At 38.9% G+C, this 26056-nt stretch carries 23 protein-coding genes; 22 read left to right on the top strand and 1 reads right to left on the bottom strand.

Annotation, left to right across the window (positions count from 1 at the left end; all coding sequences use genetic code 11):
- The first annotated feature begins 257 nt into the window (after positions 1 to 257).
- The 11 genes from NYE61_RS12880 (at position 258) to gndA (ending at position 12064) form a co-directional block, all read left to right on the top strand.
- The gene (locus NYE61_RS12880; protein ID WP_303449564.1) at positions 258 to 956 is read left to right on the top strand and encodes a response regulator transcription factor; all 699 of its coding nucleotides are present in this window, start codon (positions 258 to 260) and stop codon (positions 954 to 956) included.
- Positions 956 to 1933: a sensor histidine kinase gene (locus tag NYE61_RS12875; protein WP_303449562.1), complete on the top strand. Its 978-nt coding sequence runs from the start codon at positions 956 to 958 to the stop codon at positions 1931 to 1933. Before NYE61_RS12880 ends, NYE61_RS12875 begins: the two co-directional genes overlap by 1 nt.
- Positions 1934 to 2046: 113 nt before the next feature.
- On the top strand, positions 2047 to 2811 hold the full coding sequence (locus tag NYE61_RS12870; protein ID WP_303449681.1) for an ABC transporter ATP-binding protein: 765 nt from the start codon (positions 2047 to 2049) through the stop codon (positions 2809 to 2811).
- The gene (locus NYE61_RS12865; protein ID WP_303449560.1) at positions 2786 to 4684 is read left to right on the top strand and encodes an ABC transporter permease; all 1899 of its coding nucleotides are present in this window, start codon (positions 2786 to 2788) and stop codon (positions 4682 to 4684) included. Before NYE61_RS12870 ends, NYE61_RS12865 begins: the two co-directional genes overlap by 26 nt.
- A gap of 518 nt (positions 4685 to 5202) precedes the next feature.
- Positions 5203 to 6006: an AraC family transcriptional regulator gene (locus NYE61_RS12860; RefSeq protein ID WP_158586290.1), complete on the top strand. Its 804-nt coding sequence runs from the start codon at positions 5203 to 5205 to the stop codon at positions 6004 to 6006.
- Positions 6007 to 6045: 39 nt separating this feature from the next.
- Entirely contained in the window at positions 6046 to 7005 is a 960-nt protein-coding gene (locus tag NYE61_RS12855) for an ABC transporter substrate-binding protein (RefSeq protein WP_303449558.1), read from the top strand.
- Positions 7006 to 7034: 29 nt separating this feature from the next.
- Entirely contained in the window at positions 7035 to 8042 is a 1008-nt protein-coding gene (locus NYE61_RS12850; RefSeq protein WP_095313468.1) for an iron ABC transporter permease, read from the top strand.
- On the top strand, positions 8035 to 9066 hold the full coding sequence (locus NYE61_RS12845; protein ID WP_303449554.1) for an iron ABC transporter permease: 1032 nt from the start codon (positions 8035 to 8037) through the stop codon (positions 9064 to 9066). The genes NYE61_RS12850 and NYE61_RS12845 overlap by 8 nt, the downstream gene beginning before the upstream one ends.
- A 30-nt stretch (positions 9067 to 9096) precedes the next feature.
- On the top strand, positions 9097 to 9858 hold the full coding sequence (locus NYE61_RS12840) for an alpha/beta hydrolase-fold protein (protein ID WP_303449552.1): 762 nt from the start codon (positions 9097 to 9099) through the stop codon (positions 9856 to 9858).
- Positions 9859 to 10003: 145 nt separating this feature from the next.
- Positions 10004 to 10156 carry a small acid-soluble spore protein O gene (gene sspO / locus NYE61_RS12835; RefSeq protein ID WP_095313463.1) on the top strand — a complete coding sequence of 51 codons (153 nt, stop codon included), beginning with the start codon at positions 10004 to 10006 and terminating at the stop codon, positions 10154 to 10156.
- Between the two features lie 498 nt (positions 10157 to 10654).
- Positions 10655 to 12064: an NADP-dependent phosphogluconate dehydrogenase gene (gene gndA / locus NYE61_RS12830; protein ID WP_095313461.1), complete on the top strand. Its 1410-nt coding sequence runs from the start codon at positions 10655 to 10657 to the stop codon at positions 12062 to 12064.
- A 354-nt stretch (positions 12065 to 12418) separates the two neighbouring features.
- Here the strand turns inward: gndA and NYE61_RS12825 are convergent, their stop codons facing one another.
- Positions 12419 to 13585: an ROK family protein gene (locus NYE61_RS12825; RefSeq protein ID WP_118890058.1), complete on the bottom strand. Its 1167-nt coding sequence runs from the start codon at positions 13583 to 13585 to the stop codon at positions 12419 to 12421.
- 193 nt (positions 13586 to 13778) lie between these two features.
- Here NYE61_RS12825 and NYE61_RS12820 point away from each other — a divergent pair, with 193 nt between their 5' ends.
- From NYE61_RS12820 to NYE61_RS12770, 11 genes are all read left to right on the top strand, one after another.
- Complete coding sequence (locus NYE61_RS12820; RefSeq protein WP_339315644.1) at positions 13779 to 14720, top strand: LarC family nickel insertion protein; 942 nt, start codon at positions 13779 to 13781, stop codon at positions 14718 to 14720.
- A 21-nt stretch (positions 14721 to 14741) separates the two neighbouring features.
- A complete protein-coding gene (mgsA, locus tag NYE61_RS12815) occupies positions 14742 to 15152 on the top strand; it encodes a methylglyoxal synthase (protein ID WP_303449541.1) in 411 nt (136 codons plus the stop codon).
- Positions 15153 to 15444: 292 nt separating this feature from the next.
- A complete protein-coding gene (locus NYE61_RS12810; RefSeq protein WP_303449539.1) occupies positions 15445 to 16707 on the top strand; it encodes a lactate racemase domain-containing protein in 1263 nt (420 codons plus the stop codon).
- Positions 16708 to 16730: 23 nt separating this feature from the next.
- Positions 16731 to 17501, top strand: a complete 771-nt coding sequence (locus NYE61_RS12805) for an SDR family oxidoreductase (RefSeq protein ID WP_095313452.1) — start codon at positions 16731 to 16733, stop codon at positions 17499 to 17501.
- Positions 17502 to 17568: 67 nt separating this feature from the next.
- Positions 17569 to 19047, top strand: coding sequence for a gluconokinase (locus NYE61_RS12800; protein ID WP_303449536.1), 1479 nt, complete (start codon positions 17569 to 17571; stop codon positions 19045 to 19047).
- Positions 19048 to 19113: 66 nt separating this feature from the next.
- Positions 19114 to 19860, top strand: a complete 747-nt coding sequence (gene larB, locus NYE61_RS12795; RefSeq protein WP_095313449.1) for a nickel pincer cofactor biosynthesis protein LarB — start codon at positions 19114 to 19116, stop codon at positions 19858 to 19860.
- 21 nt (positions 19861 to 19881) lie between these two features.
- Entirely contained in the window at positions 19882 to 20358 is a 477-nt protein-coding gene (gene larC, locus NYE61_RS12790) for a nickel insertion protein (protein WP_095313446.1), read from the top strand.
- Between the two features lie 336 nt (positions 20359 to 20694).
- Positions 20695 to 21714, top strand: coding sequence for a zinc-binding alcohol dehydrogenase family protein (locus NYE61_RS12785; RefSeq protein WP_251660940.1), 1020 nt, complete (start codon positions 20695 to 20697; stop codon positions 21712 to 21714).
- A gap of 525 nt (positions 21715 to 22239) precedes the next feature.
- Positions 22240 to 23586 carry a gluconate:H+ symporter gene (locus tag NYE61_RS12780; RefSeq protein WP_095313439.1) on the top strand — a complete coding sequence of 449 codons (1347 nt, stop codon included), beginning with the start codon at positions 22240 to 22242 and terminating at the stop codon, positions 23584 to 23586.
- A 292-nt stretch (positions 23587 to 23878) separates the two neighbouring features.
- On the top strand, positions 23879 to 24691 hold the full coding sequence (locus tag NYE61_RS12775) for an AraC family transcriptional regulator (RefSeq protein WP_158586291.1): 813 nt from the start codon (positions 23879 to 23881) through the stop codon (positions 24689 to 24691).
- Positions 24692 to 24891: 200 nt separating this feature from the next.
- A complete protein-coding gene (locus NYE61_RS12770; RefSeq protein WP_095313435.1) occupies positions 24892 to 26055 on the top strand; it encodes a Gfo/Idh/MocA family oxidoreductase in 1164 nt (387 codons plus the stop codon).
- Position 26056 lies beyond the last annotated feature (1 nt).

The following is a 26056-nucleotide window of genomic DNA, read 5'->3' as shown; positions in this document are numbered from 1 at the left end:
TATATTTTAAATAACCTCCTATTGGAGATTAAATAATTAATGCCGTGTTGAAATGGTAAATTCTAAATTACGCATAAATTTAAAAATCTTCTTCTCTAAGGAAGTATATATCAGCTGTGTTTCTTGGGCAATAAATCTGCTTTTTTATTTCATCGTAAAATAATAAGTGTTAGTTCCTTAAAAAAGGCATGGTATATAGGTTATACTGAAAGCAATTAGATAAGAAATAACAGTAAAACTTAAAAGGACGGTTTCCGATGGCGAAGATTTTAATTATAGAAGATGACCCAAAGATCGCATTACTTCTGCAAAATCACCTTGAAAAGTATGGATATAAAGCGGTTATAACGGAACAGTTTGATGCGGTAACCGAAGTGTTTAAACTGGTGCTGCCAGATCTTGTTTTATTAGATATTAATTTGCCGAGCTTTGATGGGTTCTATTGGTGTCGCCAGATTAGACAAATTTCAACTTGTCCGATTTTATTTATTTCGGCACGATCTGGAGAAATGGATCAGGTAATGGCATTAGAGAATGGCGGCGATGATTTTATCACGAAGCCATTTGCTTATGAAGTGGTCACGGCAAAAATTCGCAGCAGTCTGCGCCGGGCATATGGAGCGTATGCCCCCAAGGTAAAGGAACGAGTAGTTGAATTGAATGGTTTGACACTTTATGTGGAACGAATGGAACTAGGCAAGGATAAAGGACTTGTTTCGCTTACAAAGAAAGAGGCTGTTCTGCTTGAGGTGCTAATGAAGCGTTCGCCGCGGGTGGTTGCAAGAGAAGTGCTATTGGAAAAATTGTGGGATGATCAATCATTTGTCGATGAAAATACGCTTAATGTTAATGTAACGAGAGTTCGTAAAAAGCTGCAGGATTTGAGTATAGAAGATGCTATTGAAACAATTCGAGGTGCAGGCTATCGACTCGTGCCGAATTGGGAGACTTCCTAATGGTAAGGTTATTTTTACGTGACCAGTTCCCTCTTATTCTAATCAATTTTATTCAGCTGCTGCTCGTTCTGTTTGTTGTTTGGATGAGTGGCTTCCAGCAATTTTCCTTGTTGATCTATGCCTTATTTCTCGGAATTTTTCTTTTGACCATTTATTTAGTTTTCCGTTATATAACCCACCGCAGGTTTTACCACCGATTAACAAGGCAAATTAGCAGTCTGGATGAGGTTTTTGAATCATTGGATACTGCTCCTGTTTCAGCAGCTCTCAGTGATTTGCTCAAAGCGCAGCATCGACTCTACGTAAATGATATGCAGCAACAAGAGAAAAAGCGAAAAGACCATTTAACCTTTATTAATCAGTGGGTCCACCAAATGAAGACGCCATTGTCTGTCGTGGAATTGATCATTCAGGATTGTGATGATGAGCAAATGATGAGTATCCAAGAGGAAACGGATAAATTAGAAAAGGGACTTGAGATGGTTTTATATGTCGCGAGATTGGACGCTTTTGAACAAGATTTCCATGTACAGCCCGTATCACTGAAAGCTGCAGTTGACGAAGCGATCCAGGATAATAAACGTCTTTTCATTAAGAATCAGGTTTATCCGGATGTACAAGTTTCTCCCGCAATGGTTGAATCGGACGAAAAATGGCTGGAATTTATCTTTAATCAGGTTATAACCAATGGTATTAAATACTCTAGTGGAATTGGGAAGAAGATATCGATATACGACCAAAAAACGGAAAACGGAATAGATTTAGTGATTCAAGACATGGGTGTTGGAATTCCGATGACTGATTTAAAGCGTGTATTTGACCCATTTTTTACAGGTGAAAATGGTCGCGTTTATCGGGAGTCTACAGGTATGGGGCTATATCTTGTAAAAGAAGTTTGTGAAAAGCTGGGACATGAGGTTCATATAGAATCCGCGCAGGGAGAAGGCACACTGGTTAAGATAAGTTTCATTTCTTAAATCAAAAAACAAAACCTTACATGAATGTAAGGAAAATGAAAGTTAGAGCGATGTTTAAATTCCCCATTTTCTTTTACACTGTATATAAGAGGAAAGGGGATTTTGAATTGGATATATTAAAAATTAAAAACTTAAGCAAGGTATACGACGGAAAAGTAGCCCATAAGGCATTAACAAATATAGATTTAACAATTGAAGAAGGAGAATTCGTAGGAATCATGGGGCCTTCTGGGAGCGGGAAATCAACCTTGCTCAATCTGGTAGCAACAATTGATCAGCCAACCTCGGGGAGCATTATGGTGAATGACAAGGATCCGTTACGAATGAAGCATAATGAGCTAGCGATATTTCGGCGCAGGGAGTTAGGCTTCATTTTTCAGGATTTTAACTTGCTGCCTACATTAACGGTAGAAGAGAACATTGTTCTCCCGCTCACGCTTGAGGGTGTTCGCGTGAAGGAGATGGAGGAAAGGGTAGTGGCTGTTGCAGAAAAGCTTGGGATTACGCCAATCTTGAAAAAACGGATTTACGAAATATCAGGTGGACAGGCGCAGCGAACTGCCATTGCCAGGGCAATTATTCACCGTCCTAAGATGGTTTTAGCGGATGAACCGACAGGTAATTTGGATTCGAAATCTTCCCGGGCTGCAATGGATATGATGGAGAAAATCAACAAGCAGGATAAGACAACGATGATGATGGTAACACATGACCCCGTAGCAGCAAGCTATACAGAGCGAGTTGTTTTTATTAAAGACGGAAAGCTGTTTAACGAAATTCATCGCGGGGATAATCGCCAAGCTTTCTTCCAAAAAATTATTGACGTGTTATCGCTGTTGGGAGGGGATGCAAGTGACCTTTCGTCAATTCGCGTTTAATAACGTTTTACGAAATAAGCGTATCTATGCAGCATATTTCCTAAGTAGTCTTTTTTCGGTACTCGTCTTTTTTGTGTATGCAATCTTTGCTTTCCATCCAGGATTATCAGCGGTACACCCAGCTGTGTCCAAGGGTCTTCACTTTGCCGAAGGGATTATTTACGTGTTTTCCTTTATCTTTGTCCTTGTATCGATGAGTGCCTTTTTACACTCGCGAAAAAAGGAATTCGGTCTAATGGTGATGCTCGGCATGACAAATCAGCAATTACGCCGAATGGTCTTTTTAGAGAATATACTAATTGGCTTTTTAGCAACGGCTTCAGGAGTAGGGCTAGGGCTCGTATTTGCTAAACTGTTCTTGATGACAGCAGAAACAGTCCTGGATTTAAAGGAAATGCTGGATTTTTATATCCCGTGGCAAGCTGTTGTTTTAACATGTGTTGCTTTCTTGTTCTTATTTATTGTCATTTCCTTCTTTACAGTCATGATATTAAAAGGAAATAAATTAATCGACTTGATTAAAGGAAGCTCAGCACCTAAGAAAGAGCCTAAAGCTTCTGCTGTCCTTTCGATATTGTCATTCCTTTTATTAGCAGCTGGCTATGCAATTGCATTGGCAGTAAGCGGAGCGATGGTCGTTGCTGCAATGATACCTGTTACGATTATTGTTATTATCGGCACGTATTTTCTTTTTACCCAGTTAAGTGTATTTATGATTCATCAGCTAAAGAAACGCAAACTCTTGTTTTGGAAAAAGACAAATCTTGTCCTGTTTTCTGACCTGGCCTATCGAATGAAGGATAATGCTCGTGCCTTTTTCTTTGTAGCGATTGTTTCAACTGTTGCTTTTACTGCAATTGGCAGCCTTGTAGGTTTTCGCTATATGTCTACGACTTCAATGGTAGAAAATACACCATTTGCAATGGATTATGTCTCAAAATACGATAATGACGATGAAGAAGAGCATATTAAGCTAATCGAATCAAATTTAGCTGATTTCCCTTATACAAAGGTGGCTGTTCATATCAAAAAGGTGTCCATACCTAGCTTGGCTAGTGAGTATGTTCCTCTTACAGGGATTATATCGGAGTCTGAATACAATGAGCTCGCTAAGGAAGCTGGTCAACAAGACCAACAGCTTGAACTGACAGATAATCAGACAATCTTCCTTTACTATCAAAATTCTACCTCTGAAGCAACAGAACATGTGGAGAGTATGGATCTAGAAGTTGATGGTAAAGAACTGAATCAGATTTCAAATCAGGGTTCAAATCTGATTCGAACGTATGATGACTACCTTGTAGTAGATGATCAATTCTATAATGATATAGAAGCAACCGAATCAGAGAGTTATTATGGGTTTCAAGTGAAAGATTGGAAGGCTACCGGAGAGGTTGGTGAGCAGCTTCTCCAGGAAATGGATGTAGCTGAAACAAGCGGATATGGAGAGGATTTTCGCTATGCTAGTCTTGGCTATGATTGGATGGAGCTAAACCAGGCATTAGGTGCCACGTTATTCATTGGATTATTTATCGGTGCAGTATTTTTTGTTGCTGCGGGAAGCTTTTTATACTTCCGTTTATATGCTGATTTAGAAAATGAGAAACAGAAATTTGCTGCGATTAGCAAAATAGGTCTTACGGATAAAGAATTATCCAAGATATTAACGACTCAATTAGCTTTGTTATTCTTTGTTCCAATTGCTGTGGCAGTCATTCATGGGGCAGTAGCTTTAACTGCACTGCAAAATATGTTTGATTTCAGCTTGTTTAAGAGCTCAGCTCTCGTTTTAGGAAGCTTTAGTCTTATTCAAATTGTTTACTTTATAGTTATTAGACATAATTATATCCGAAAAATAAAAAGTTATTTATAAAGTGAAACTTCATTCAGTGGGGGTTTCCCTTCTTCCCCACTGAATGTTAGTTGAACAGAATCAGGAATTTATGGGCTGTTTATCCCCCGCCTTTACATGTTTTTGGTTCCCTTATGCATAGAGGCGGAGGTGTTACAGCCCGTGAATGCGTGATAAAAAGGAACACGGGAGAAGTGCTTATCTTCTCTTGTGTTCTTTTTTACTAGATAAAAAGATACGGGATAACGCAGCAAAAATCTATTTTTACCAGGACAAACAAAGGCAAATGGATTTTTTACATACAATGGATAAAAAAACACAAAAAAACTTCGCAAAACTCCATGTACAAATAACGAAAATTTGCTATTATTTTAATTGAGGATGATTATCATTATCATCATGTTGCTAGTGTTTAAGAAAAGGTTACATATGGCTGGGTTAATTTAAAAGAGTTTTCCGCATATTAATTGCACATTGTGTATCCCATAGGATTATTTCCCTGCATCTGAAGGAAGGAGTGGGTAGGAGATATGACAAATATGGAGCAAATAAAAGAATTATATACAACAGCTCCACTATCCTTTGTTGATATTATTACGCAAAAGGTTACATATACAAATTCAGTCCGAACCATTTTTACGAATGAAAAATTAAGTGGGTTGGTATTCCCTTTAAGAGGAAAGGCACAATTTTCAATTGATGGGTTGACCTATGAAATTGAACAAGGATCCATTTTACATGTAGGGCCTAACATGGAGATGAAGCGCACGGCTGAGAATGACGAAGTTTTTGAATATGCAGTGATTCACTTTGAACTTTCGAGTGAATCAGCAAATCGATTTCCGATTTTTAGGGAGCACTTTATGCTTCGGATTGGCGATAGTATGAAATTAAATAATCGTGTTCAGCAGCTTATGCAAAACTTCCTAATTCCTGGTGGTTTGGCATTTTTACAATCGAAGCGGTTATTTTTAACGATTTTGGCAGAGATGATTGTGGCAAGTGAGAAGACGGATTTAGAAAAAGCAGAAAATATGGATGTCATTATTCAGTATATGCATCAATTTTTTCCGAAGGGGATAACCGTTCTACACGTTGCAAAGCATTTTCAGATAGACCGCAGGAGACTATCGTCTTTATTTGAAAGACAAATGGGTGTTAGCCCAAATATGTATTTAACCGACTTGCGGATTCAGAAGGCGAAGTTATTGCTTCGCACATCTAATCTATCAATTGCTCATATTGCTGAAAGCATTGGTTACAGAGATCATTTTTATTTTAGCAGAGTTTTTAAAAAGGAAACTGGATTATCCCCCACTCTTTACCGGAGGCATTTGGGATAATAATTCACTACAAAATGAATCTAAAGGGAGCGTTACGATATGAAGCTAAAATCACGGTTATGTATTCTATTATTTATTAGTCTGCTTGCATTAGGCGGATGCAATACAGGGGATGCGTCGAAGGAATCGGAAGCATCCGTGAATGGGGGAGAAAAGAGTGAATCGGACACACGGGAGATTACCTATTTAGGAGAAACGTATACGGTTCCTGACGATGTGGAGCGCATTGTCATTACTGGTGCAATGGAAGCAATGGAAGATGCTACGGCATTGGATGTTGAGCCTGTAGGGGCTATTACGCTTGGCGGAGAGTTCCCAGAGGTATTTAAGGAATCGATGGGGCAAGCAGAATCAATTGGGGAGAAGCAAGAGCCTAATTTTGAGAAAATATTACAGTTGAAGCCCGATGTTATTTTGGGAACAACTAAATTTCCGGAAGAGGTTGTAAGTAAGCTGGAACAAATTGCTCCAACCATTTTAGTTTCCCATATTTCAACAGATTGGGAGGATAATCTGCTGTTAATGGGAGCGCTAAACGGAAAAGAGAAGGAAGCTGAAACATTATTGAGTGATTACGGTCAGCTTGTTGATACGGCTAAGGCAGATCTAGCAGAGGATTTCGAGGATAAAACCGTTGTTGCAATTCGCGTTCGGGCGGGTAAAATGTTTATTTATCCAGAAGACGTCTTCTTCAATCCAATTTTGTATAGTGAGCTGGAATTAAATGCTCCAGAAGCAGTAAAGAAAGCTAAAGCACAAGAGGAAATATCGATCGAACAGCTTGCCGAAATGAATCCTGACTATATTTTCATGCAGGTACAGCAGACAGGAACGCAGGAGAATGAACAAGCTTTTGAGCAATTAAAACAAAATTCGATTATCCAAAATATCGATGCATTTAAAGAGGAACAAGTCTATGTAAACATCGTTGACTCCTTATTAGAAGGGGGATCCGCATTCAGTAAAAGTGAATTTGTGAAAGCATTAGAGAGTAATTGAGATTACAGGAAGAAATAGGAGTAACGTGCATGTCTAGTATCCGAAATAAAACGATTCTATTACTGATTAGCATACCAATTGGTCTCGTGATTACAATATTTTGTTCGGTTATGTATGGTGCGAACACCTATAACATATCGACCGTTTTTGAGGCTATCTTCCATGCTGATCTTTCTAATATGGATCATCTGATTATTCGCACGTCCCGTATTCCGCGTGTTATCGGGGCTCTGTTAGTCGGACTGTTTATAGCCATTTCAGGTGCATTAATGCAGGGGATGACGAGGAATTATCTCGCATCCCCTAGTATTATGGGAGTTTCAGATGGATCCATTTTTGTTATTACGCTGAGCATGATATTTTTACCGAACACAACACCATTGACATTAATTATTTTTTCGTTTATTGGGTCTGTTCTAGGTCTATTATTTGTGTTTGGAGTTGCTCGTTTAATACCCAATGGATTGTCTCCCATTTCTTTGGCCATCATTGGGACGATTCTTGGTATGTTCCTGAATGGCGTTTCCCAGGCGCTTGCTACATATTATCAGGTTTCACAGAATATTAGTTTTTGGTATAACACAAGGCTGCATCAAATTGACCCGCTTGTTATTAAATGGTCAATTCCTATTGCAATCATTGGGCTCCTTCTGGCATTGGCGGTTAGCAAAGCAATTACAGCAATTTCTTTAGGAGATGAAGTCGCCCAAGGATTGGGAATTAAACTGATGAAGATGAAATTACTAACAATATTAAGCGTAGCAATTCTAACCGGTATTTCGGTAGCGATGGTTGGGAAAATAACATTTATTGGGTTAGTTATCCCGCATATCGCCCGCTTTATTGTAGGAGAAGATTATAAACGGATCATTTTTTTTGCTGGCATACTAGGGGCGTTTTTCTTAGCTTGGGCAGATATTATCAGCAGGGCAATCAATCCGCCATTCGAAACTCCAATTGGCGTCGTAACTGCCTTAGTCGGTGTCCCGTTCTTCCTTTATTTAATTCGAGTAAAGGGAGGAAAACAACATGCATAAACGTAGGGGAAATCGGCGTTTTATTCGAATATTTTTGTTGGGAATCGTGTTCACCATTTTCATCATGTATATGAGTTTAGCAACTGGCATATTTGATCTAACGCATTTGGAAATCATCCAGACTCTCCTGGGACTTGATGCCCTCTGGGAAAATCATCTTGTTATCTATGAATTTAGACTGCCCCGTATTGTGATTGGTGCATTTGTCGGATGTGCTTTAGGAATGGTAGGTTCTGTTTTACAAGGTGTAACAAAAAATTACTTAGCAGATCCAGGCATTTTAGGAATACAAGCCGCAGTTGGGTTTTCTGTAGTTTGTTATATGCTTATCGTTCAAAGTAATGTAACTGGGATGAGCGAGCTTTCTATCATTAGTATGTCCCTGTTTGGTTGGATTGGGGGCATACTGGCTGCTATCTTTCTCTTTTTGTTTTCAATGAAGCGAGGGGAAATCGATCCAAGACGGCTGATCTTAGTCGGGATTGCGCTGAATGCCGGATTCGGTGCACTTACCCTTTTTGTATCATTAAAGATGAACCCGCAAGATTTTGAAATGGCAACGGTTTGGCTATCTGGAAGTATTTACAGTGCCTCTTGGGAACAAATTTATTCGATGATTCCATGGTTTATCCTGGTAGTCCCGCTCTTTTTGTCGAAGGCTCGTATATTGAACCTTTTACAGCTTAATGAGATGACTATCATTGGTTTAGGAATACGGGCTAACCGAATCCGTTTCTTGCTTCTTTTAGGAGCGGTAGGATTAATCAGTTCCTCTGTGATTGTCTCTGGGAGTATTGGTTTTGTTGGCCTGATTGCTCCGCATATAGCAAGACGCTTGGTAGGAATCCACTATCCATACATATTGCCAATTAGTGGTCTGACTGGCATGCTATTGGTTGTGGTGGGAGATTGGATTGGCAGAACCATCTTTGCACCTGCTGAATTGGCTGTAGGAATAGTCATATCCATAATTGGTGTTCCATATTTTATATATTTATTAATGCGTTCAGCGCGCAACGTTTAACATTATGAAAAAAGAGGGGGCAGGTAGACTATGCAACACGAATTAATACAGACATTTCGACATCCGATATCTGATATATCTTATCAAGTAAGCATATCGATTCCTACTGATCGTGCTCCTAAGGAAGGTTTCCCGGTTTTATATGTTTTGGATGGAAATGCATATGGAACGTTATGTAGAGAGATTGTAAAGATACAGTCCAGGCGCGCTGAGAAGACGGGAGTATCTCCGATGATTATCGTTAGTATAGGATACGCTGTAAATGATATTTTCCCTTCTTTAAGAGTATATGATTTTACACCTGCATCAGCTGCTGCGTCCCTTCCGCCCAAGCCAGATGGTGCATCATGGCCAACGCATGGTGGGGCAAAAGAATTTCTCGATTTTTTAGAGACGATTGTTCAGCCATTTGTATATCAGTCAGCTCCTGTTAATCCACATAATCAAATACTGTTTGGCCATTCATTAGGTGGGTTATTTGTTTTAAATACGTTGTTTGAACGTCCCAATTTATTTCGGAATTATATTTGCTTTAGTCCATCCATTTGGTGGAATGACAAGGAGATTTTAAATAAGGAACGAGCGGATTTTCTCATGCATGATCGAAATCTGTTTATAGCTGCGGAAAGAACGGAGAAAATGGATATGCACGAAAATGCCTTCCTCCTTTTTCAAAGGCTGCAAGTAAATAATCCAAGAGCTGTTGCTTTTCGTTCTCCCACGGGAGAAAACCATATGTCGATTGTTCCTACTGTTTTAAGTGATGCGCTTCGTTACTTATTTAGCCGTTAGCAAAAGCTACAAACGTCGCTAGCTGCTTAAATGAAACGAAAGTAATGCTTCAGGAAGGTTGAAATCTCTGAATGCCTAGAAGAAATTCTAATCATACATACTATCATCCAGATGTGGCACCATAGAAGCATGGAGGTGCTTATCTGTGAGCAAAGCAGGAAACAATAAACGTGAAGTCGTAAGTGACAAGCATGCAGTAAGAGAAAAGCTATCGACTGAATTTGACCATGAATTTGCTAATGAACCATTAACAGCAGAAGAAAGACATAATAATAAAAAAACGAAGAAACGACAATAGTAAAAACGACACTTCTTAGGGAAATCCCGGGAAGTGTCGTTTCTTAATGAATTTTGGAAAGATATGTACACAAAAAAGGGTAGCTATCCCTTGAATATTAAACCGGTTACATATATTATAAACATATAACAATCAAATAATTTGTTGAACAAACAAACTATTTGATTTTTTAAAAAATATTTTTATATGCTTTTGCTGTTTCTATTTATAATAGTCTTCATGCATCGTTTACATCAATTTCCCAATGTTGGGGATTGCTATAGAAACAAAAGCAGTATTCTCTAATAGGTTTAGTTTCATCAGGGCAAATGATATAATATACAACGAAAAGGATAAATTGGAGTTGCTATATTGAACAAATCGTTCTAAATGAGTGAGTAGCTCGATTTTAACACCTAGTGTTAGAGGTATAGTCTTGACTAAGACTAGGTGTTAGGAAAAGTTTATAGCATATTGTGTAATGGTTTTTAAAATAAAGGTATAAAGGAAGGTAATAAGATGTCACAACAACAAATTGGTGTTATCGGTTTAGCGGTAATGGGGAAAAACTTAGCTTTAAATATTGAAAGCAGAGGATATTCTGTAGCAGTATTCAATCGTTCTTATGAGAAAACAGAGGACTTTCTTCAGAACGAAGCACAAGGAAAAAACTTTGTTGGAGCGAAAACCATTGAAGAGTTTGTGAATTCACTAGAAACGCCTCGTAAAATTCTATTGATGGTTAAAGCAGGAGCGGCAACGGATGCAACAATTGAATCTTTACAACCTTACCTAGAAAAAGGCGATATTCTAATCGATGGTGGAAACACGTTGTTTGAGGATACGATGCGCCGTAATAAAATGCTTGATGAAACAGGTATCCACTTTATTGGAACAGGGGTTTCTGGTGGAGAAGAGGGGGCTCTAAACGGCCCATCTATGATGCCTGGAGGACAAAAAGAAGCTTATAAGCTTGTTGCACCTATCTTTGAAGCTATTTCTGCGAAAGTGGATGGCGATCCATGTGTCACATACATTGGACCAAATGGTGCTGGGCACTTCGTGAAAATGGTACATAATGGAATTGAATACGGTGATATGCAATTAATCGCAGAGGCGTATGATATTTTAAAAAATGTACTTGGCATGGATGCTGGGGAGCTGCATGAGGTATTTACAGAGTGGAACAAAGGTGAGCTTGACAGTTACCTAATTGAGATTACTGCAGATATCTTTACGAAAACAGATGACGAAACAGGAAAGCCTCTAGTAGATGTCATCATGGATAAAGCGGGACAAAAAGGAACTGGAAAATGGACAAGTAAAAATGCGTTGGATCTAGGTGTTCCACTACCACTTATTACGGAATCTGTATTTGCACGATTCATTTCTTCCTTGAAGGATGAGCGTGTAAAAGCTAGTGGTGAACTATCTGGTCCAAGCGTACAAAAACACGAAGGTAATCGCAAAGAGCTAATCGAAGCGGTTCGTAAAGCACTATATATGAGTAAGATTGTTTCCTATGCACAAGGATTTGCACAAATGCGTGCAGCATCTGAAGAGAATGGCTGGGATCTTCAATATGGTGATATTGCGATGATCTGGCGTGGAGGCTGTATTATCCGTGCAAACTTCCTGCAAAAGATTAAAGATGCATACGATCGTGAACCACAACTAGCTAACTTGATGCTAGACCCATATTTTAAAGAAGTTGTGGAGAACTATCAATCTGCCTTACGTGAAGTTGTTGCTTTAGCAGTACAAAACGGAATTGCTGTACCAACATTCTCTAGTGCAGTTGCTTACTACGATAGCTATCGTACAGCTGATCTACCAGCAAACTTAATTCAAGCGCAACGTGACTACTTTGGTGCACATACGTATGAACGCAAAGACAAAGAAGGTACGTTCCATACAAATTGGTTTTAATAATTCTGTACATCTTATAATTTAAATACCTAAGTCCTTCATACTCTGTGTGAAGGGCTTTTTCACGGTTGAAAGTTGGATCATTGTGTTACGAACAGACCGAGAGTATATCTCACAGCTGGAACTCGAAACATTTCGCTCCAATACGAGACCGTGATAGACAATATTTCAGCCGCGTATCCTTTCTTTTTTAAACAACCGAGAAAATAAATTCGGGAATGCGTGCAAGAGCAAGATTGAGGGATGGAAACTTATCATTATATAAAAAATAGAGTGTAAAAACCTCGAAAGATTTCCACACTCTTGACTAGCCCCTAACAATTAAACGCTAATAAACCAGATTTATTGCCAAAGTTAGTTTTCGCCGTTCTTAAAACTAACTTCCTGTACATCGAGAAAATTTTGAATTGCAAGTGCACATGCGCCTTGAACGATTGCGTTTCTACCTAAATCAGACAGTACAATTTTACGATAAACACTCACAGAAGATTGGAGGTTATTTTCGATTTCTTCAATAGCATTCGGATATAAATGTAATAGTTCACTGTTTAAAACTAATGTCTCTGGATTATAGGAATTAATCATATTATTGAGTCCGATAGAAACATAGCTGATAAATGTCTTCATCTCTTCACATGTCGTCGGATCGTTTTCTGCTATTAACCGTTTCAGGTCTTGGTGTGTTAAGTTTGGACGATCAAGCTTTTCAGCAAGACTTGAAAACACAGCAGGTTCGGCTGCATAAAGCTCCCAGCAGCCATGATTTCCACATCTGCAAGCTTTTCCAAAAGGAGAAATAATCATATGCCCAATTTCACCAGCATAACCATCATGGCCTTTAACCAAATTGCCGTTGTGCATGATTCCAGCTCCAATACCAGAACTAAGGACAATGGCTAATAAATTGTTGCTATGATGATGCTTGTATACTCTTTCAGCATAGACGGAAAGGTTGGCAGTATTTTCAACAGAGACATCGACATCTATTTCCCGTTCTAAATCTGACTTTAAGTCTTTGTTTCGCCATTGATATCTAGGAACAAAAAGGATGGATTGATCATTATTTACAGTACCATGAACGCCGATTATGGTTTGGACCAAACCATAATAACAGTCAGCATATTTTTGCTTGTATTTTTTAATCTGTTTGATTAGAATGTTTACGACTTCTTCATAAACTTCGGTGTCAAGCTTTGTAGTATTAGTTTCAATTTTATTCCCTTGAAGGTCGGATATTCGGTATTGAATTTCTTTGTAGTCAAGGTCAATTCCAAGTACATATCCAGCTTCTCCATTAATGGAAAGCATGATTGGCCGTCTTCCAACAGCATTATGTTCCTGCTGTGTTTCACATACGAGCTTTTCTTCAAGTAAATCAACAACCTGAACAGAAATGGTTGCCTTATTTAATCCAGTAATCTTGGAAAGCTCGGCCCTGGATATAAAACCGTGTTCAATTATTTTTTGTAAAATGATACTTCTGTTTATCTTTTTGATGTAAGCTCCATCGCCTGTAACCATGATGTTTCTCCCCCTTTGTCATAACGAAATGAGAATTATGTATAAAAACATGTTATTATTTGTTTAGTAAACAAATAATAAATCATTGCAAAAAAAATAGATAGCTGCCATACTATTGTGTTCGGTTGAAAAGGCTTTCAAAACGTTGTGCGCTAATAGTAATTCTATTATAACAAAAAAAGGAGATTTTGGAATGAAAATTCTATATTTTGATTGTTTTTCTGGTATAAGTGGAGATATGACGATTTCATCATTAGTTGATGCCGGTGGGGATCCGATTCATTTAGAGAGTGAATTGAAAAAGCTGGGCATGGAAGATGAATATCAATTAAAATGGAATAAGGTTGTTAAAAATGGTATCACAAGCACGAAGTTTGATGTTGTACTTTTAAACGAAGAAGGACATCACCACCATCATGATCATGGACATAATGAAGAAGGACATCACCACCATCATGGTCATGGACATAACGAAGAAGGACATCACCACCATCATGGTCATGGACATAATGAAGAAGGACATCACCACCATCATGATCATGGACATAACGAAGAAGATCATCACCACCACGCAGACGACCATGGCCACCACCACAGCCATGAACATCATCATGCGCATGACCATCGCTCCTATAAAGATATTGTAAACCTGATTAAAGGAGCGGAGTTTTCGGAAACAGTAGAGGAAACTGCATTAAAGATTTTTAGAAAAATTGGTGAGGCAGAAGGGCGTATTCATGGGATGCCACTAGAAGATGTCCATTTTCATGAAGTGGGTGCAGTAGATTCTATTATAGATATTGTTGGGACAGCTATACTACTCCATCAGATGGAAATCGATTTGGTTATATCAGCTCCAGTTCCAGTGGGAAGTGGGAAAATACGTATTGACCATGGGATATATCCAGTACCAGCACCAGCAACTTTAGAGATTTTGCGTGGTGTACCAATTGCTGCCAGTGAGCTGAGAGCAGAATTGACAACACCAACTGGAGCGGCAATTATTGCAGTTTTAGCGGAGGAGTTTGGTAATATGCCGACGTTGAAAGTTGATGCAATTGGATATGGTGCAGGAACCAAAACATTCCCAGAACATCCGAATGTATTGCGTACCATTGTAGGTGAGAGGTATTAACATAAGAAATGAGGGATAACGATGAAAATAGCATTGATTGCTCATGACAAAAAGAAGACAGATATGGTTCGATTTACACAAGCTTATAAACACAGTCTCCAAAAGCACGAGCTGTATGCAACTGGTACGACGGGAATGAAAATAGCTGAAAATACTGGGCTAACTGTCCATCGTTTTCAGTCCGGGCCACTTGGTGGAGATCAGCAAATCGGCGCAATGATTGCAGAAAACAAAATGGATATGGTTATATTCTTTCGCGATCCACTTACTGCTCAACCACATGAACCAGATGTTTCAGCATTAATGCGTCTTTGTGACGTATACGCTGTCCCGCTGGCTACCAATATGGGTAGTGCTGAAGTATTCATTCACGGCTTAGAGCGGGGCGATTTACAATGGCGTGAAATTATTGAGGGCAATCAGGGCGAGTAATAGCTAAATGAAGGTTTATATCAGTTAATCAGTTGACTGTAAAAAACCTTCATGTTATGCTTTTTATATAATTAGTTTGGCGGACAAATTAATTAAAGTGCTTTTTGAAAGGGATTACAAAAATAGCTTGCAGTTAGTAAAGCAAGAGTGGAACGAGAAATCAATCTCATGTTTTACCAAAGAGGAGCTTTCACATAGCATTCCAAAAGGGTAATCCTTTGCTTGCTAGGGAATTATAGTATGTAGTTATTTGTTATAGATAATTTTACAGTGAAATGGAGTGAATCGCTTTATGGGTATTTTGCAGGAGCTGCTACAGGATATTCCTGTACCGAAATTGGCAAAAGTAAAGCAAACGTTTGACAGCACAAAAGAAGAAGATGTTGCTGGAACATTACAGGCACAGTTAGAACAGGTCAAGGATACCGTCAAACCGGGCATGGAAATTGCTATTGCAGTTGGTAGCCGAGGGGTGGATCGACTTGTTGATTTAACTGCAGTAACCGTTAAGTTTCTGCAAGATTTGGGAGCGAAGCCTTTTATCGTCCCATCTATGGGTAGTCATGGGGGAGCGACAGCAGAAGGGCAAAAAGCCGTACTGGAGCATTTAGGTGTTACAGAAGAAGCAGTAAATGCAGAAATTCGTTCTTCCATGGAAGTAGTAAAAATCGGGGAGCTTTCGAACGGCTTACCAGTATACATTGATAAACTTGCGTCACAAGCTGATGGTATCGTTGTCATTAATCGGGTCAAACCACATACTGCATTTCGAGGTCCAGTAGAAAGTGGCATCATGAAAATGATCAGTATTGGTCTTGGAAAACAAAAAGGTGCAGAGGCTTGTCACCAGTTAGGCTTTAAGCATATGGCTGAGCATGTTCCTGCAATGGCTAAAATGACAATGGAAAAAATGCCAATTATATTCGCTGTAGCGACAGTTGAAAATGCCTTCGATAAAGTGGCAAAAGTGGAAGTACTTCGCCCAGAAAACATTGAATCAAGAGAAACAGAGCTTCAAAAGCTTTCGAAGCAGCTGCTGCCGAAGCTTTTCTTTGATGAAATTGATGTACTCATTATTGATGAGATTGGTAAGAATATCAGTGGAGACGGGATGGACCCGAATATTACAGGTAGATATCCGACACCATACGCACATGGCGGACCAGATGTATCCAAAATGGTCGTTTTAGATGTAACACCACAGTCAGAAGGAAATGCTAATGGGGTTGGTACAGCAGATTTTACAACTGAGCGACTAGTAAACAAGATGGATAAGCATGGAACATATGCAAATGGTTTAACTTCTACGGTTGTTGGACCGACACATATCTCAACAACGTTGCCGAATGATAAGATGGCGATTCAGTCTGCGATTAAAACATGTAATATTCTTGATTTTACTAAGGTGAAATTAGTTAGAATCAAAAATACGTTAGAAATAAGTGAAATTGAAGTATCCGAAGCATTTCTTGAACATGTGCAGGAGCATGAGAATTTAGAACAAGCTTCAGAGCTATATGAATTTGATTTTAATAAAGAAGGTAACTTATTTTAATACATTAGTAGGGGGAATTTAGAGTGAGTAATCTATTTGATTTAACAGGGAAAATTGCAGTTGCGATCGGTGGAAATAGTACATTAGGCGCTTCTATGGCAAAAGGGCTTGCTGCGCACGGGGCAACGGTAGCAATTGTTGGTCGTAATTTAGAAAAAGCTGAAGCAGTTGTAAAAGATATTGAAGCAGACGGTGGATCGGCAAAAGCTTTTCAAGCAGATGTAAGTGATTTGGAATCCGTAGAGAAAGCTGCAAAAGATATTGAAGCATGGTCTGGTGGCTGGGACATCGTTTTAAACGCTCCTGGTAAAAATAGCTCTACGCCGTTTCTTGAGCTTGAAACAGATGAGTGGGATGACATTATGGATGTAAACTTACGTGGCCTTGTATTCGCTACGCAGATTTTTGCAAAGCGTATGATTGAGCAAGAGCGCAAAGGGAGCATTATCAATATTTCATCTGTATCATCAACAACACCATTGTCTCGTGTGTTTACGTATTCAGCATCTAAAGCTGGTGTTAACAGTGTAACACAATATTTGGCGAAGGAATTTGCACCTTATAGTATTCGGGTAAATGCGATTATTCCAGGTTTCTTCCCAGCAGAACAAAATCGTAAAATTCTTGATGAATCACGTATTAATTCGATCATGAATCATACACCAATGGAGCGATTCGGTGAACCGGAAGAACTGCAAGGTGCAGCAATTTACCTTGCATCCGATAAAGCATCTGGCTTTGTAACGGGATCTTTACTTCGCGTTGACGGTGGTTACGGGAGCATGACAATATAAAGAGATAGAGGCTCCTTGTGAATTAGGAGCCTTTGGTTAATATAGGTCTGTAAAGGGTGAGATTACTTTGAAAAGGAAATTAGTTATTGGACTGGACATAGGGACGACAAGCGCAAAAGCTGTCGTCTTTGATATGAAAGGGAAGTTAATTGCAGAAGCAGAAGAAATGATTGAAACATATTATCCACAGGCAGATTGGGTAGAACAGAACCCCATAGAAGTAGAGGCTGCTTGTTTAGTAGCGATGAAACAGGTTGTGAATAAAGCGAATGCTAATCAGGATGAATTTCTCGCCACGGGAATTTCCTGTGCCATGCACTCGCTCATTTGCATGGACGAGCAGTTCGAGCCACTATCCAACATGCTGATTTGGTCAGATGGCAGAAGCAGCAAACAAGCAGAAGCGCTTATGCAGTCAGAGCAAGGGAAAGAAATCTATGCTCGCACTGGAACACCGATTCATCCAATGACACCATTGATGAAGCTGATATGGATGCGCGAGAACAATTATGAAGCTTATGAAAAGGCAGCCCATTTTATGACAATGAAGGAGTATTTATTGCAAAAATGGTTTGGCAAACGCGCTATTGATTATGCGATGGCATCTTCTACTGGTTTAATGAATGTAAAGGAGTTAGATTGGGATAGCACTGCACTTGCTGCAGCAGGTGTTGAAAGGGAACAGCTTTCTGCGATCGTGGCGCCAACAGAGACCTTCACAACAATTGATACTCAAATTGCAGCGGAAATCGGAATTGCTCATGACCATCCATTTGTGATTGGAGCGGCTGATGGCCAATTAGCGAATCTTGGAAGCGGTGCTACTGCGCCGGGGGAAGTTAATATTTCAGTTGGGACGAGTGGAGCAATAAGACAATTTGTTCAAGGTGCCCCAGTTAATGAGGTAATGGAAACATTTACGTATGCCTTTTCAGAAGAGCGTTCGATTATTGGCGGACCAACGAATAATGGTGGAATTGCCCTGCAATGGTTCAAAGACATCATTGAATTTAATGGTACGCATGATGAATTGCTTGCGGGTGCAAAGGACGTAGAACCAGGAGCAGATGGGATTATTTTTCTCCCTTATGTAAATGGAGAGCGTGCGCCACTTTGGAATCAAAAGGCAAAAGGGAATTTCTTCGGACTTTGCATTGGGCATAAAAAAGAACATATGACGCGTGCTGTATTAGAAGGAATCGCATTCAATATTTACCAAATCAGCCAATCATTAGAGAAGATGGCAGGAGAATCGAAAAAAATCAGTGTTAACGGTGGACTTTCCAAATCCGAGCTTTGGGTACAAATTCTTGCCGATATTTTCGGCAGTGACATCCATATATCTGATACACATCATAACGCCGCATGGGGGGCAGCTTGGACAGCTTTGGTAGCTATTGGTGAAGCAGAAAGCTTTGACGATATTAAGGAGAATATGCCTGCTGAGAAAGTAATCCATGCAAACAATGATAATCATGAAATTTACTTAAAAATCTTTGAAAAGTATGAGAGAATGGTTAGTGACTTAATGGTGTATTTTACTTAAAGAGGTTATTTAATAAAGGTGTTCAATATTTCCTATCAGTAAATAGGAGTTGCAAGGTGAGGAAACGTGATGGATGAAATTTTAAAACAACTGCAAGATGGAAAAATCAGTATCGAACAAGCAAAGGGACAATTGGCTCCATACGAGAACCTAGGCTTTGCTAAGGTTGATCATCATCGCCCGAAAAGGCAAGGATTTCCAGAAGTAATTTATGGTGAAGGAAAGACTGTAGAGCAAATTCAAGCAATCATCCATGCAATAAAAACGAAGGGTAATAATGTACTTGTTACGAGAGTTGCAAAAGAAAAGGCGAGTGCTATTTTAGAAGAGCATCCAGAATTGCACTATGATGAAACTGCAGCGTTAATTTATTGGAAACGTGAAGTATCACCAGCCAATCGAGATCAAGGATACATTGCTGTCGTCTGTGCTGGAACATCAGACTTAAAGGTGGCAGAAGAAGCAGCAATAACAGCTGAGGTTATGGGTAGCAATGTCAGACGTATTTATGATGTCGGAGTTGCAGGACTCCATCGCTTACTAGATAATTTAGAAGCGATTCAACGAGCAACTGTAACCATTGTAGTGGCAGGGATGGAGGGTGCACTTCCAAGTGTTGTCGGAGGACTTGTCGCTAATCCATTAATTGCTGTTCCAACGAGTGTGGGATATGGAACCAATTTCCAAGGGCTCTCTGCACTGCTTTCCATGTTAAACAGTTGCTCATCTGGTGTAAGTGTTGTCAATATTGATAATGGCTTTGGTGGAGCGTATAATGCAGTGTTAATTGATCGTTTAGCGAATAAAGTGTAATGGTAAAGAAGGTGTATTGATCTGAATTCTTATCGACCTCCAAATGAAGAGCATATTGATAATCACATGATTAAAATGGAAGTTAATTTAGATGATATTTCTGGTGAGTGGCTAGGGTATGTGATGGACATGCTCTTTAATGCTGGTGCAAATGATGTGTTTTACACACCTATTTACATGAAAAAAAATCGGCCAGGCGTGTTACTACAGCTGCTTTGCCGCGAAGAAGCCATTGAAGAGATGAAGGAAATATTACTGCGGGAAACAACCACACTTGGTATTCGTTATTACCCATTAACCGTCCATCGAATGGAACGGGTCTTTACGAAAGTAGATACGAAATGGGGACCTGTAACGGTGAAACAGGGAGTTCGGAATGGAGAAGTATTTCAAAGTTCTCCAGAATACGAAGAATGTAGAAAGATTGCAGAAACTCACGATATTCCATTGAAGCGTGTTTATGAGGAAGTTTGGAGTCAACTGAAAAAAGGGGATTAATCATTATATCTCTGAAGCATTGTCAGTTTAGCTTTTGATAAATCGTTTAAAAAGACCTTAAAGATGGGCTGATGCGGCATCTTTAAGGTCTTTTTTCTGTAAATAGATGCTGAAGGTATACGATAATTCTAAGATTAATCTTTAGATAAGCGAGCAATAATTATTGTTTATTTCCAAAAAAGGAATCCTATAAAACACTTGTTATTCTAAACGCTTACAACTATAATAGGTAATGTTGTAAATTTGTTGAGTATACAAATTAAAAATTCACGCTAATGTGATAATATATAATTTTTTGATTGTTGCATTTAAATAAGTGATTTCAGAGGTGAAATAATGAAAGCGATTAGAATACCTGAAGCGCATATTATTGAGGTTTTGGATATTCCAGTACCAGAGCTTGAAAAGGAAAACGAAGTGAAAGTAAAAATTAAGCGAGTAGGAATTTGTGGCTCGGACATGCATATTTACCACGGTACAAATCCACTTGCAACGTACCCAAGAATTGTTGGACATGAAGTGACAGGGGAAATAGTCGAAGTTGGTTCTGGGGTTTCTAAAGTATCGATTGGAGATCATGTTGTTATTGAACCAATTACCTACTGTGGGGAATGCTATGCATGTAAAAACGGTAGACCAAATGTCTGTAAAGAAGTTTCTGTATTTGGTGTCCATGAAGATGGTGGAATGAGAGAATTTGTAGTTCTAGAAGACAAACAAGTTCATAAAGTAGATTCCGAGATTGAATGGGATGAAGCTGTAATGGCTGAGCCTTATACAATTGGTGCCCAAGCTACATGGAGAGGAAACGTAGGGGAAGGTCAAACTGTATTTATTCAAGGAGCAGGACCTATTGGAATAACGGTTCTAAAATTGGCCAAGCTTCGTGGGGCAACCGTTATTATTTCAGATTTTACAAACGAACGCTTAGTGTTTGCGAAAGAAAATGGAGCAGATTATACGATTAACCCATCTGAGGTTGATGTAAGCGGTCAAATAAATGAAATTACAAATGGTGAAGGTGCCAATGTTGTCATTGATGCAGTAGGTGTGCCGCAAACATTCGAATTAGCTGTTGAAGTAGCATCTCCTGCAGGTAATGTTGTTACGTTAGGTTTCAATGCAACTCCTTCATCAATTGCAATGATGCACATCACGAAAAAGGAACTGACAATCACTGGTTCAAGGCTACAAACAAATCAGTTTGGGAAAGTGGTAGAGCTGATTAATTCTAAGAAGTTAACGCATAATGGTCTTGTGACACATCGTTTCCATGTGGATCAAGTAAAAGAGGCATTTGAATTTGTTGAGAAAAACCCAGACAAAGTGAGAAAAGCAGTTATTGAGTTTGAATGACTAGATAAATAAGAACAAAAGCGCAAGCGTCCGGTTAGCGACGTACGGACTGCGCCCCGAAATTTGGGGTGGTTCGACCTGTCGAACATTCCTACGTAGGAGATTCACTCCAAAGTATAAGATGAACTATGACTTTCGCCGTTATGGGCGAAAAGTCAAGTTCATCTAAAAGGAAACATGCCCCTTTAGGGGTATGCCGATGTTAGGCGTAGCCTGGTTTTAGTCGGCCATCCTTTTACCTGGAGTCGATGTTGACTTTCACCGCCAGGGTATAAGTGCGACTAAGCCTCTGGCGCAGCCAATCGGCAAGTCTTCTTTATCGTGTCATGAGGTGAGGGAAGTCTCGCTAGTCGTTGGGCGCTTCGTGGACTTGGCTGCTCCGGCATCTAAGTTATACACAGCATTCAAATTTTATAGTTTCCAAGGCTATAACAAAGGATTTAGATGTTTGCTAAATCCTCATACAGCCTTGAATGAAAACGGTTCATTACACATCTAAGTAAAGACATAAGGGGAGAGAAAGTTATGCCATTACTAATTGTTGCATTAGGTATTGTTGTATTACTCATTTTAATTATGAAGTTTAATTTGAATACATTTATTTCATTAGTTGTTGTGTCCTTCTTAATTGCATTGGCGCTAGGTATGCCAGTAGATCAAATCGTTAAAACGATTGAAGCTGGAATGGGAGGTACACTGGGTGGTATTGCATTAGTATTCGGTCTCGGAGCAATCCTTGGAAAATTGATTGCAGATGCAGGCGGTGCCCAGCGTATCGCAATGACATTAATTGATAAATTTGGAGAAAAGCGAATTCAATGGGCTGTTGTAGCAGCTGGATTTATTCTTGGTATTGCACTGTTTTTCGAAGTAGGCCTAGTATTATTAATTCCAATTGTTTATCAGATTTCCAAACAAATTAATAAATCATTCCTTTGGTTAGGATTGCCAATGACGACGGCTTTATCTGTTACACATGCGTTCCTGCCGCCGCATCCAGGCCCGACGGTCATTGCCCAAGAATATGGTGCAAACGTAGGGATGGTATTGGTTTATGGATTTATCATTGCTATCCCGACGGTTATTATTGCGGGTCCGCTATTTACAAAAATCGCAAGAAAATACGCACCATCAGCATTTGAGAAAACGCCTACAGGCAGTATGGCTTCAATTGGTGATGCCAAACAATTTAAATTAGAAGATACACCAAGTTTTGGAATTAGTGCTTTCACAGCATTATTCCCTGTTATTCTGATGGCAATTTCAACCATTGTTTCGTTATTAAGGGAGCCAGAAACAGATAATGCTTTCTTTGATTTTGTTGCAATGGTAGGTGCGCCTACTACAGTTATGCTGATCTCTGTTTTGCTCGCTGTGTACACAATGGGTGTAGCAAGGAAGATTCCAATGAAAGACTTAATGAAGTCTGCCGAGAGCTCAATAGCAGCTATTGGTATGATGCTATTAATCCTTGGTGCTGGAGGCTCATTAAAGCAAGTATTAATTGATGGTGGTGTTGGCGATTATGTAGCACAGATCTTTGAAGGAAGTACAATTTCACCATTAATTCTAGCTTGGCTGATTGCTGCTTTAATTAGACTTGCACAAGGTTCTGCAACTGTTGCCGCATTAACAACCGCTGGTCTTGTTCTGCCGATGATGGTAGGCACAGATGTTAATGTAGAGTTAATGGTACTTGCAACTGGTGCAGGTAGTATTATTGCCTCTCACGTAAACGATACTGGATTCTGGATTGTAAAAGAATCCTTTGGTTTAACAATGAAAGAAACATTTGCAACGTGGACGGTGCTCGAGACACTGATTTCTGTTTGTGGTTTAGTGTTTGTACTGGCGCTGAGTTTGTTTGTATAAGAAATTTTGGAAAGGCTTTGGGTTTATATCCCAAAGCCTTTTTTGGATTTGAAACAAATTGTTTTTAAAGGGATTTAATATCGAGTTTTTGTACCAGCGAAGGTTAGAGAGCTGAAATTAAATTAGTATTATGGAAGGTATATTTCACCACTATTATCAAAATGAAACATTTAAAAATTGTTTGGAGATGAAGTTAGAGGTAATATGTTACATATTGATACTGTGATTGTTCATGTATGTGGAAACAATTGATTCTTTAGAATGAAGTAATAGATGGGCTGGGGGTGTTATGTTGGGAAATCAAAATATATTGAAAAACAGTATTAGGATTAGAGAAAATAAACATAAAGATAGAAATTTAGTTCAGAAACACTATCACCAGATACATCAAATTCTATACGTATTGGAAAATAGCGGAGAGATTATATTGAATGAGCAAGTTCATTCATTTACACAAGACAGTTTAGCATTTATTACTCCGTATTCTCCTCATTCCATTACCTCTGATACAAAAATGACGGTGCTTGTTCTTGAGTTTGAAATGGACGAGTTTGGAAACGACATGAAAATGCTGCTTCATCAACATTGTTTTGATGAAACAAGGTTAATCAACATGAATCTATTCACGTCAGGAAATGTTAGGCAGCTATTAAGAAGAATGCTTTACGAGCAATCACAGGGGAAAGTGATTAATCAAATGTCTATGAAGATTTGTTTATCTGAGTTATTACTTATTCTTCTTAGAAACAGAAAAGAACCAAGTATAACGAATGCAAATACTTTTCGCGCGGAGCGCTTGCGTAAATATATGGATACACATTATTTTGAAGTTACAAATGCTACAGAGTTATCTCAGAAAATTGGAATCAGTACCCGCCATGTCAATACTATTTTTAAAGAACAATATAACACTACTCCAATGAAATATTTGAATGAAGTACGTATGGAAGTGGCTAAAAAGTTACTGGTGGAGACAGATAATGATATTCCTTCCATTTGTTTTGAAATAGGTTTTGAATCACTTGCTACTTTCTATAGGAGATTTAAAGAATTCACTGGAGTCTCGCCAAAAAAATTTCGCTTAGAAAATAAGTACTCCGGTTAAAAGGGATTTTTTGAGAAACTATCAACCGAATAAATTGAATTTATGTAAGCACGTTTATCATTTGAACTGATTTAATCGCATTTCATAACGTGCTTATTTTTTATTTCCGAAAATGAGAATTAAATTCTTTGAATAATAAGACTTATCATAAAAATGATTGTATGATAGCGCTAAGAAATAAATTATTCAGGAGGATAAATATGACTGTACATCAAATTGGGATAATTATGAACGGAGTAACAGGACGTATGGGTACAAATCAGCATTTAATTCGCTCAATTGTTGCGATACGTGAACAAGGGGGAATTGAGTTATCTAGTGGTGATAAGATTATGCCTGATCCGATTTTAGTTGGAAGACGTGCAAATCGCTTAGAAGAATTAGCAAAAATCCATCAATTATCACGTTGGACAACAAATTTCGATGAGGCATTATCTGATGATTATAATCAGATCTATTTTGATGCACAAACAACGGTAAGAAGGTCTGAAGCAATCCGCAAAGCAATTGCAGCAGGAAAACATATTTATTGTGAGAAACCAACTGCAACAAATTTTGAGGATGCGATTGAACTTGCTCAATTAGCAAGTGAAGCTGGAGTAAAAAACGGGGTTGTTCAAGATAAATTATATCTTCCAGGACTATTAAAATTAAAACGCCTAATTGATTCGGGATTCTTTGGGAAAATTCTTAGTGTTCGGATGGATTTTGGTTATTGGGTTTTTGAAGGGGACTGGCAAGAAGGTCAACGCCCATCTTGGAATTATCGAAAAGAAGATGGTGGTGGAATGATTGTCGATATGTATCCACATTGGAGTTATGTCATACAAGATCTTTTCGGGAAAATTGATTCCGTTTCCTGTCTTGGAGCTACTCATATTCCGGAACGCGTTGATGAAGGCGGTAACATATATACTGCAACAGCAGATGATGCAGCGTATGGGATGTTTGAACTGGAAAATGGTGTGATTGTTCAAGCGAATTCTTCCTGGGCAGTCCGTGTAAATCGTGACGATTTGTTTACGGTACAAGTGGATGGTATCGAAGGGAGCGCTGTGGCAGGTTTAAGAGATTGTAAAGTCCAGCATCGTGTTAACTCGCCAAAGCCAGTCTGGAATCCAGACATTCCAAATCCATTTGATTTCCAATCGCACTGGCAAGAGGTACCAGACAATAAAGTATTTGATAATGCCTTTAAAATTCAGTGGGAAATGTTTTTAAAACATGTTGTTGCAGATGAAACCTATACATTGGATTTATATAAAGGAGCAGAAGGGATTCAGCTTGCAGAAGCTGCACTGCAATCATGGAATGAACGTCGATGGGTTGCAGTACCGGGGGTTAAAAATAAGGTGAATGTGTAGG

The sequence above is a fragment of the Oceanobacillus sp. FSL W7-1304 genome, assembly GCF_037969805.1.
Lineage (GTDB): Bacteria > Bacillota > Bacilli > Bacillales > Amphibacillaceae > Oceanobacillus > Oceanobacillus profundus.
The sequence above is the reverse complement of the archived record's forward strand: the minus strand, read 5'-3'. Positions and strand labels throughout refer to the sequence as shown.

What these genes read in the sequence shown, in the direction of transcription:
- NYE61_RS12855 (WP_303449558.1), top strand. Translation starts at nt 6,046, where the DNA reads ATGAAGCTAAAATCACGGTTATGTATTCTATTATTTATTAGTCTGCTT.
- NYE61_RS12785 (WP_251660940.1), top strand. Translation starts at nt 20,695, where the DNA reads ATGAAAGCGATTAGAATACCTGAAGCGCATATTATTGAGGTTTTGGAT.
- NYE61_RS12840 (WP_303449552.1), top strand. Translation starts at nt 9,097, where the DNA reads ATGCAACACGAATTAATACAGACATTTCGACATCCGATATCTGATATA.
- NYE61_RS12820 (WP_339315644.1), top strand. Translation starts at nt 13,779, where the DNA reads ATGAAAATTCTATATTTTGATTGTTTTTCTGGTATAAGTGGAGATATG.
- gndA (WP_095313461.1), top strand. Translation starts at nt 10,655, where the DNA reads ATGTCACAACAACAAATTGGTGTTATCGGTTTAGCGGTAATGGGGAAA.
- NYE61_RS12770 (WP_095313435.1), top strand. Translation starts at nt 24,892, where the DNA reads ATGACTGTACATCAAATTGGGATAATTATGAACGGAGTAACAGGACGT.
- NYE61_RS12780 (WP_095313439.1), top strand. Translation starts at nt 22,240, where the DNA reads ATGCCATTACTAATTGTTGCATTAGGTATTGTTGTATTACTCATTTTA.
- NYE61_RS12880 (WP_303449564.1), top strand. Translation starts at nt 258, where the DNA reads ATGGCGAAGATTTTAATTATAGAAGATGACCCAAAGATCGCATTACTT.
- NYE61_RS12850 (WP_095313468.1), top strand. Translation starts at nt 7,035, where the DNA reads ATGTCTAGTATCCGAAATAAAACGATTCTATTACTGATTAGCATACCA.
- NYE61_RS12845 (WP_303449554.1), top strand. Translation starts at nt 8,035, where the DNA reads ATGCATAAACGTAGGGGAAATCGGCGTTTTATTCGAATATTTTTGTTG.
- NYE61_RS12810 (WP_303449539.1), top strand. Translation starts at nt 15,445, where the DNA reads ATGGGTATTTTGCAGGAGCTGCTACAGGATATTCCTGTACCGAAATTG.
- NYE61_RS12825 (WP_118890058.1), bottom strand. Translation starts at nt 13,585, where the DNA reads ATGGTTACAGGCGATGGAGCTTACATCAAAAAGATAAACAGAAGTATC.
- NYE61_RS12875 (WP_303449562.1), top strand. Translation starts at nt 956, where the DNA reads ATGGTAAGGTTATTTTTACGTGACCAGTTCCCTCTTATTCTAATCAAT.
- mgsA (WP_303449541.1), top strand. Translation starts at nt 14,742, where the DNA reads ATGAAAATAGCATTGATTGCTCATGACAAAAAGAAGACAGATATGGTT.
- NYE61_RS12860 (WP_158586290.1), top strand. Translation starts at nt 5,203, where the DNA reads ATGGAGCAAATAAAAGAATTATATACAACAGCTCCACTATCCTTTGTT.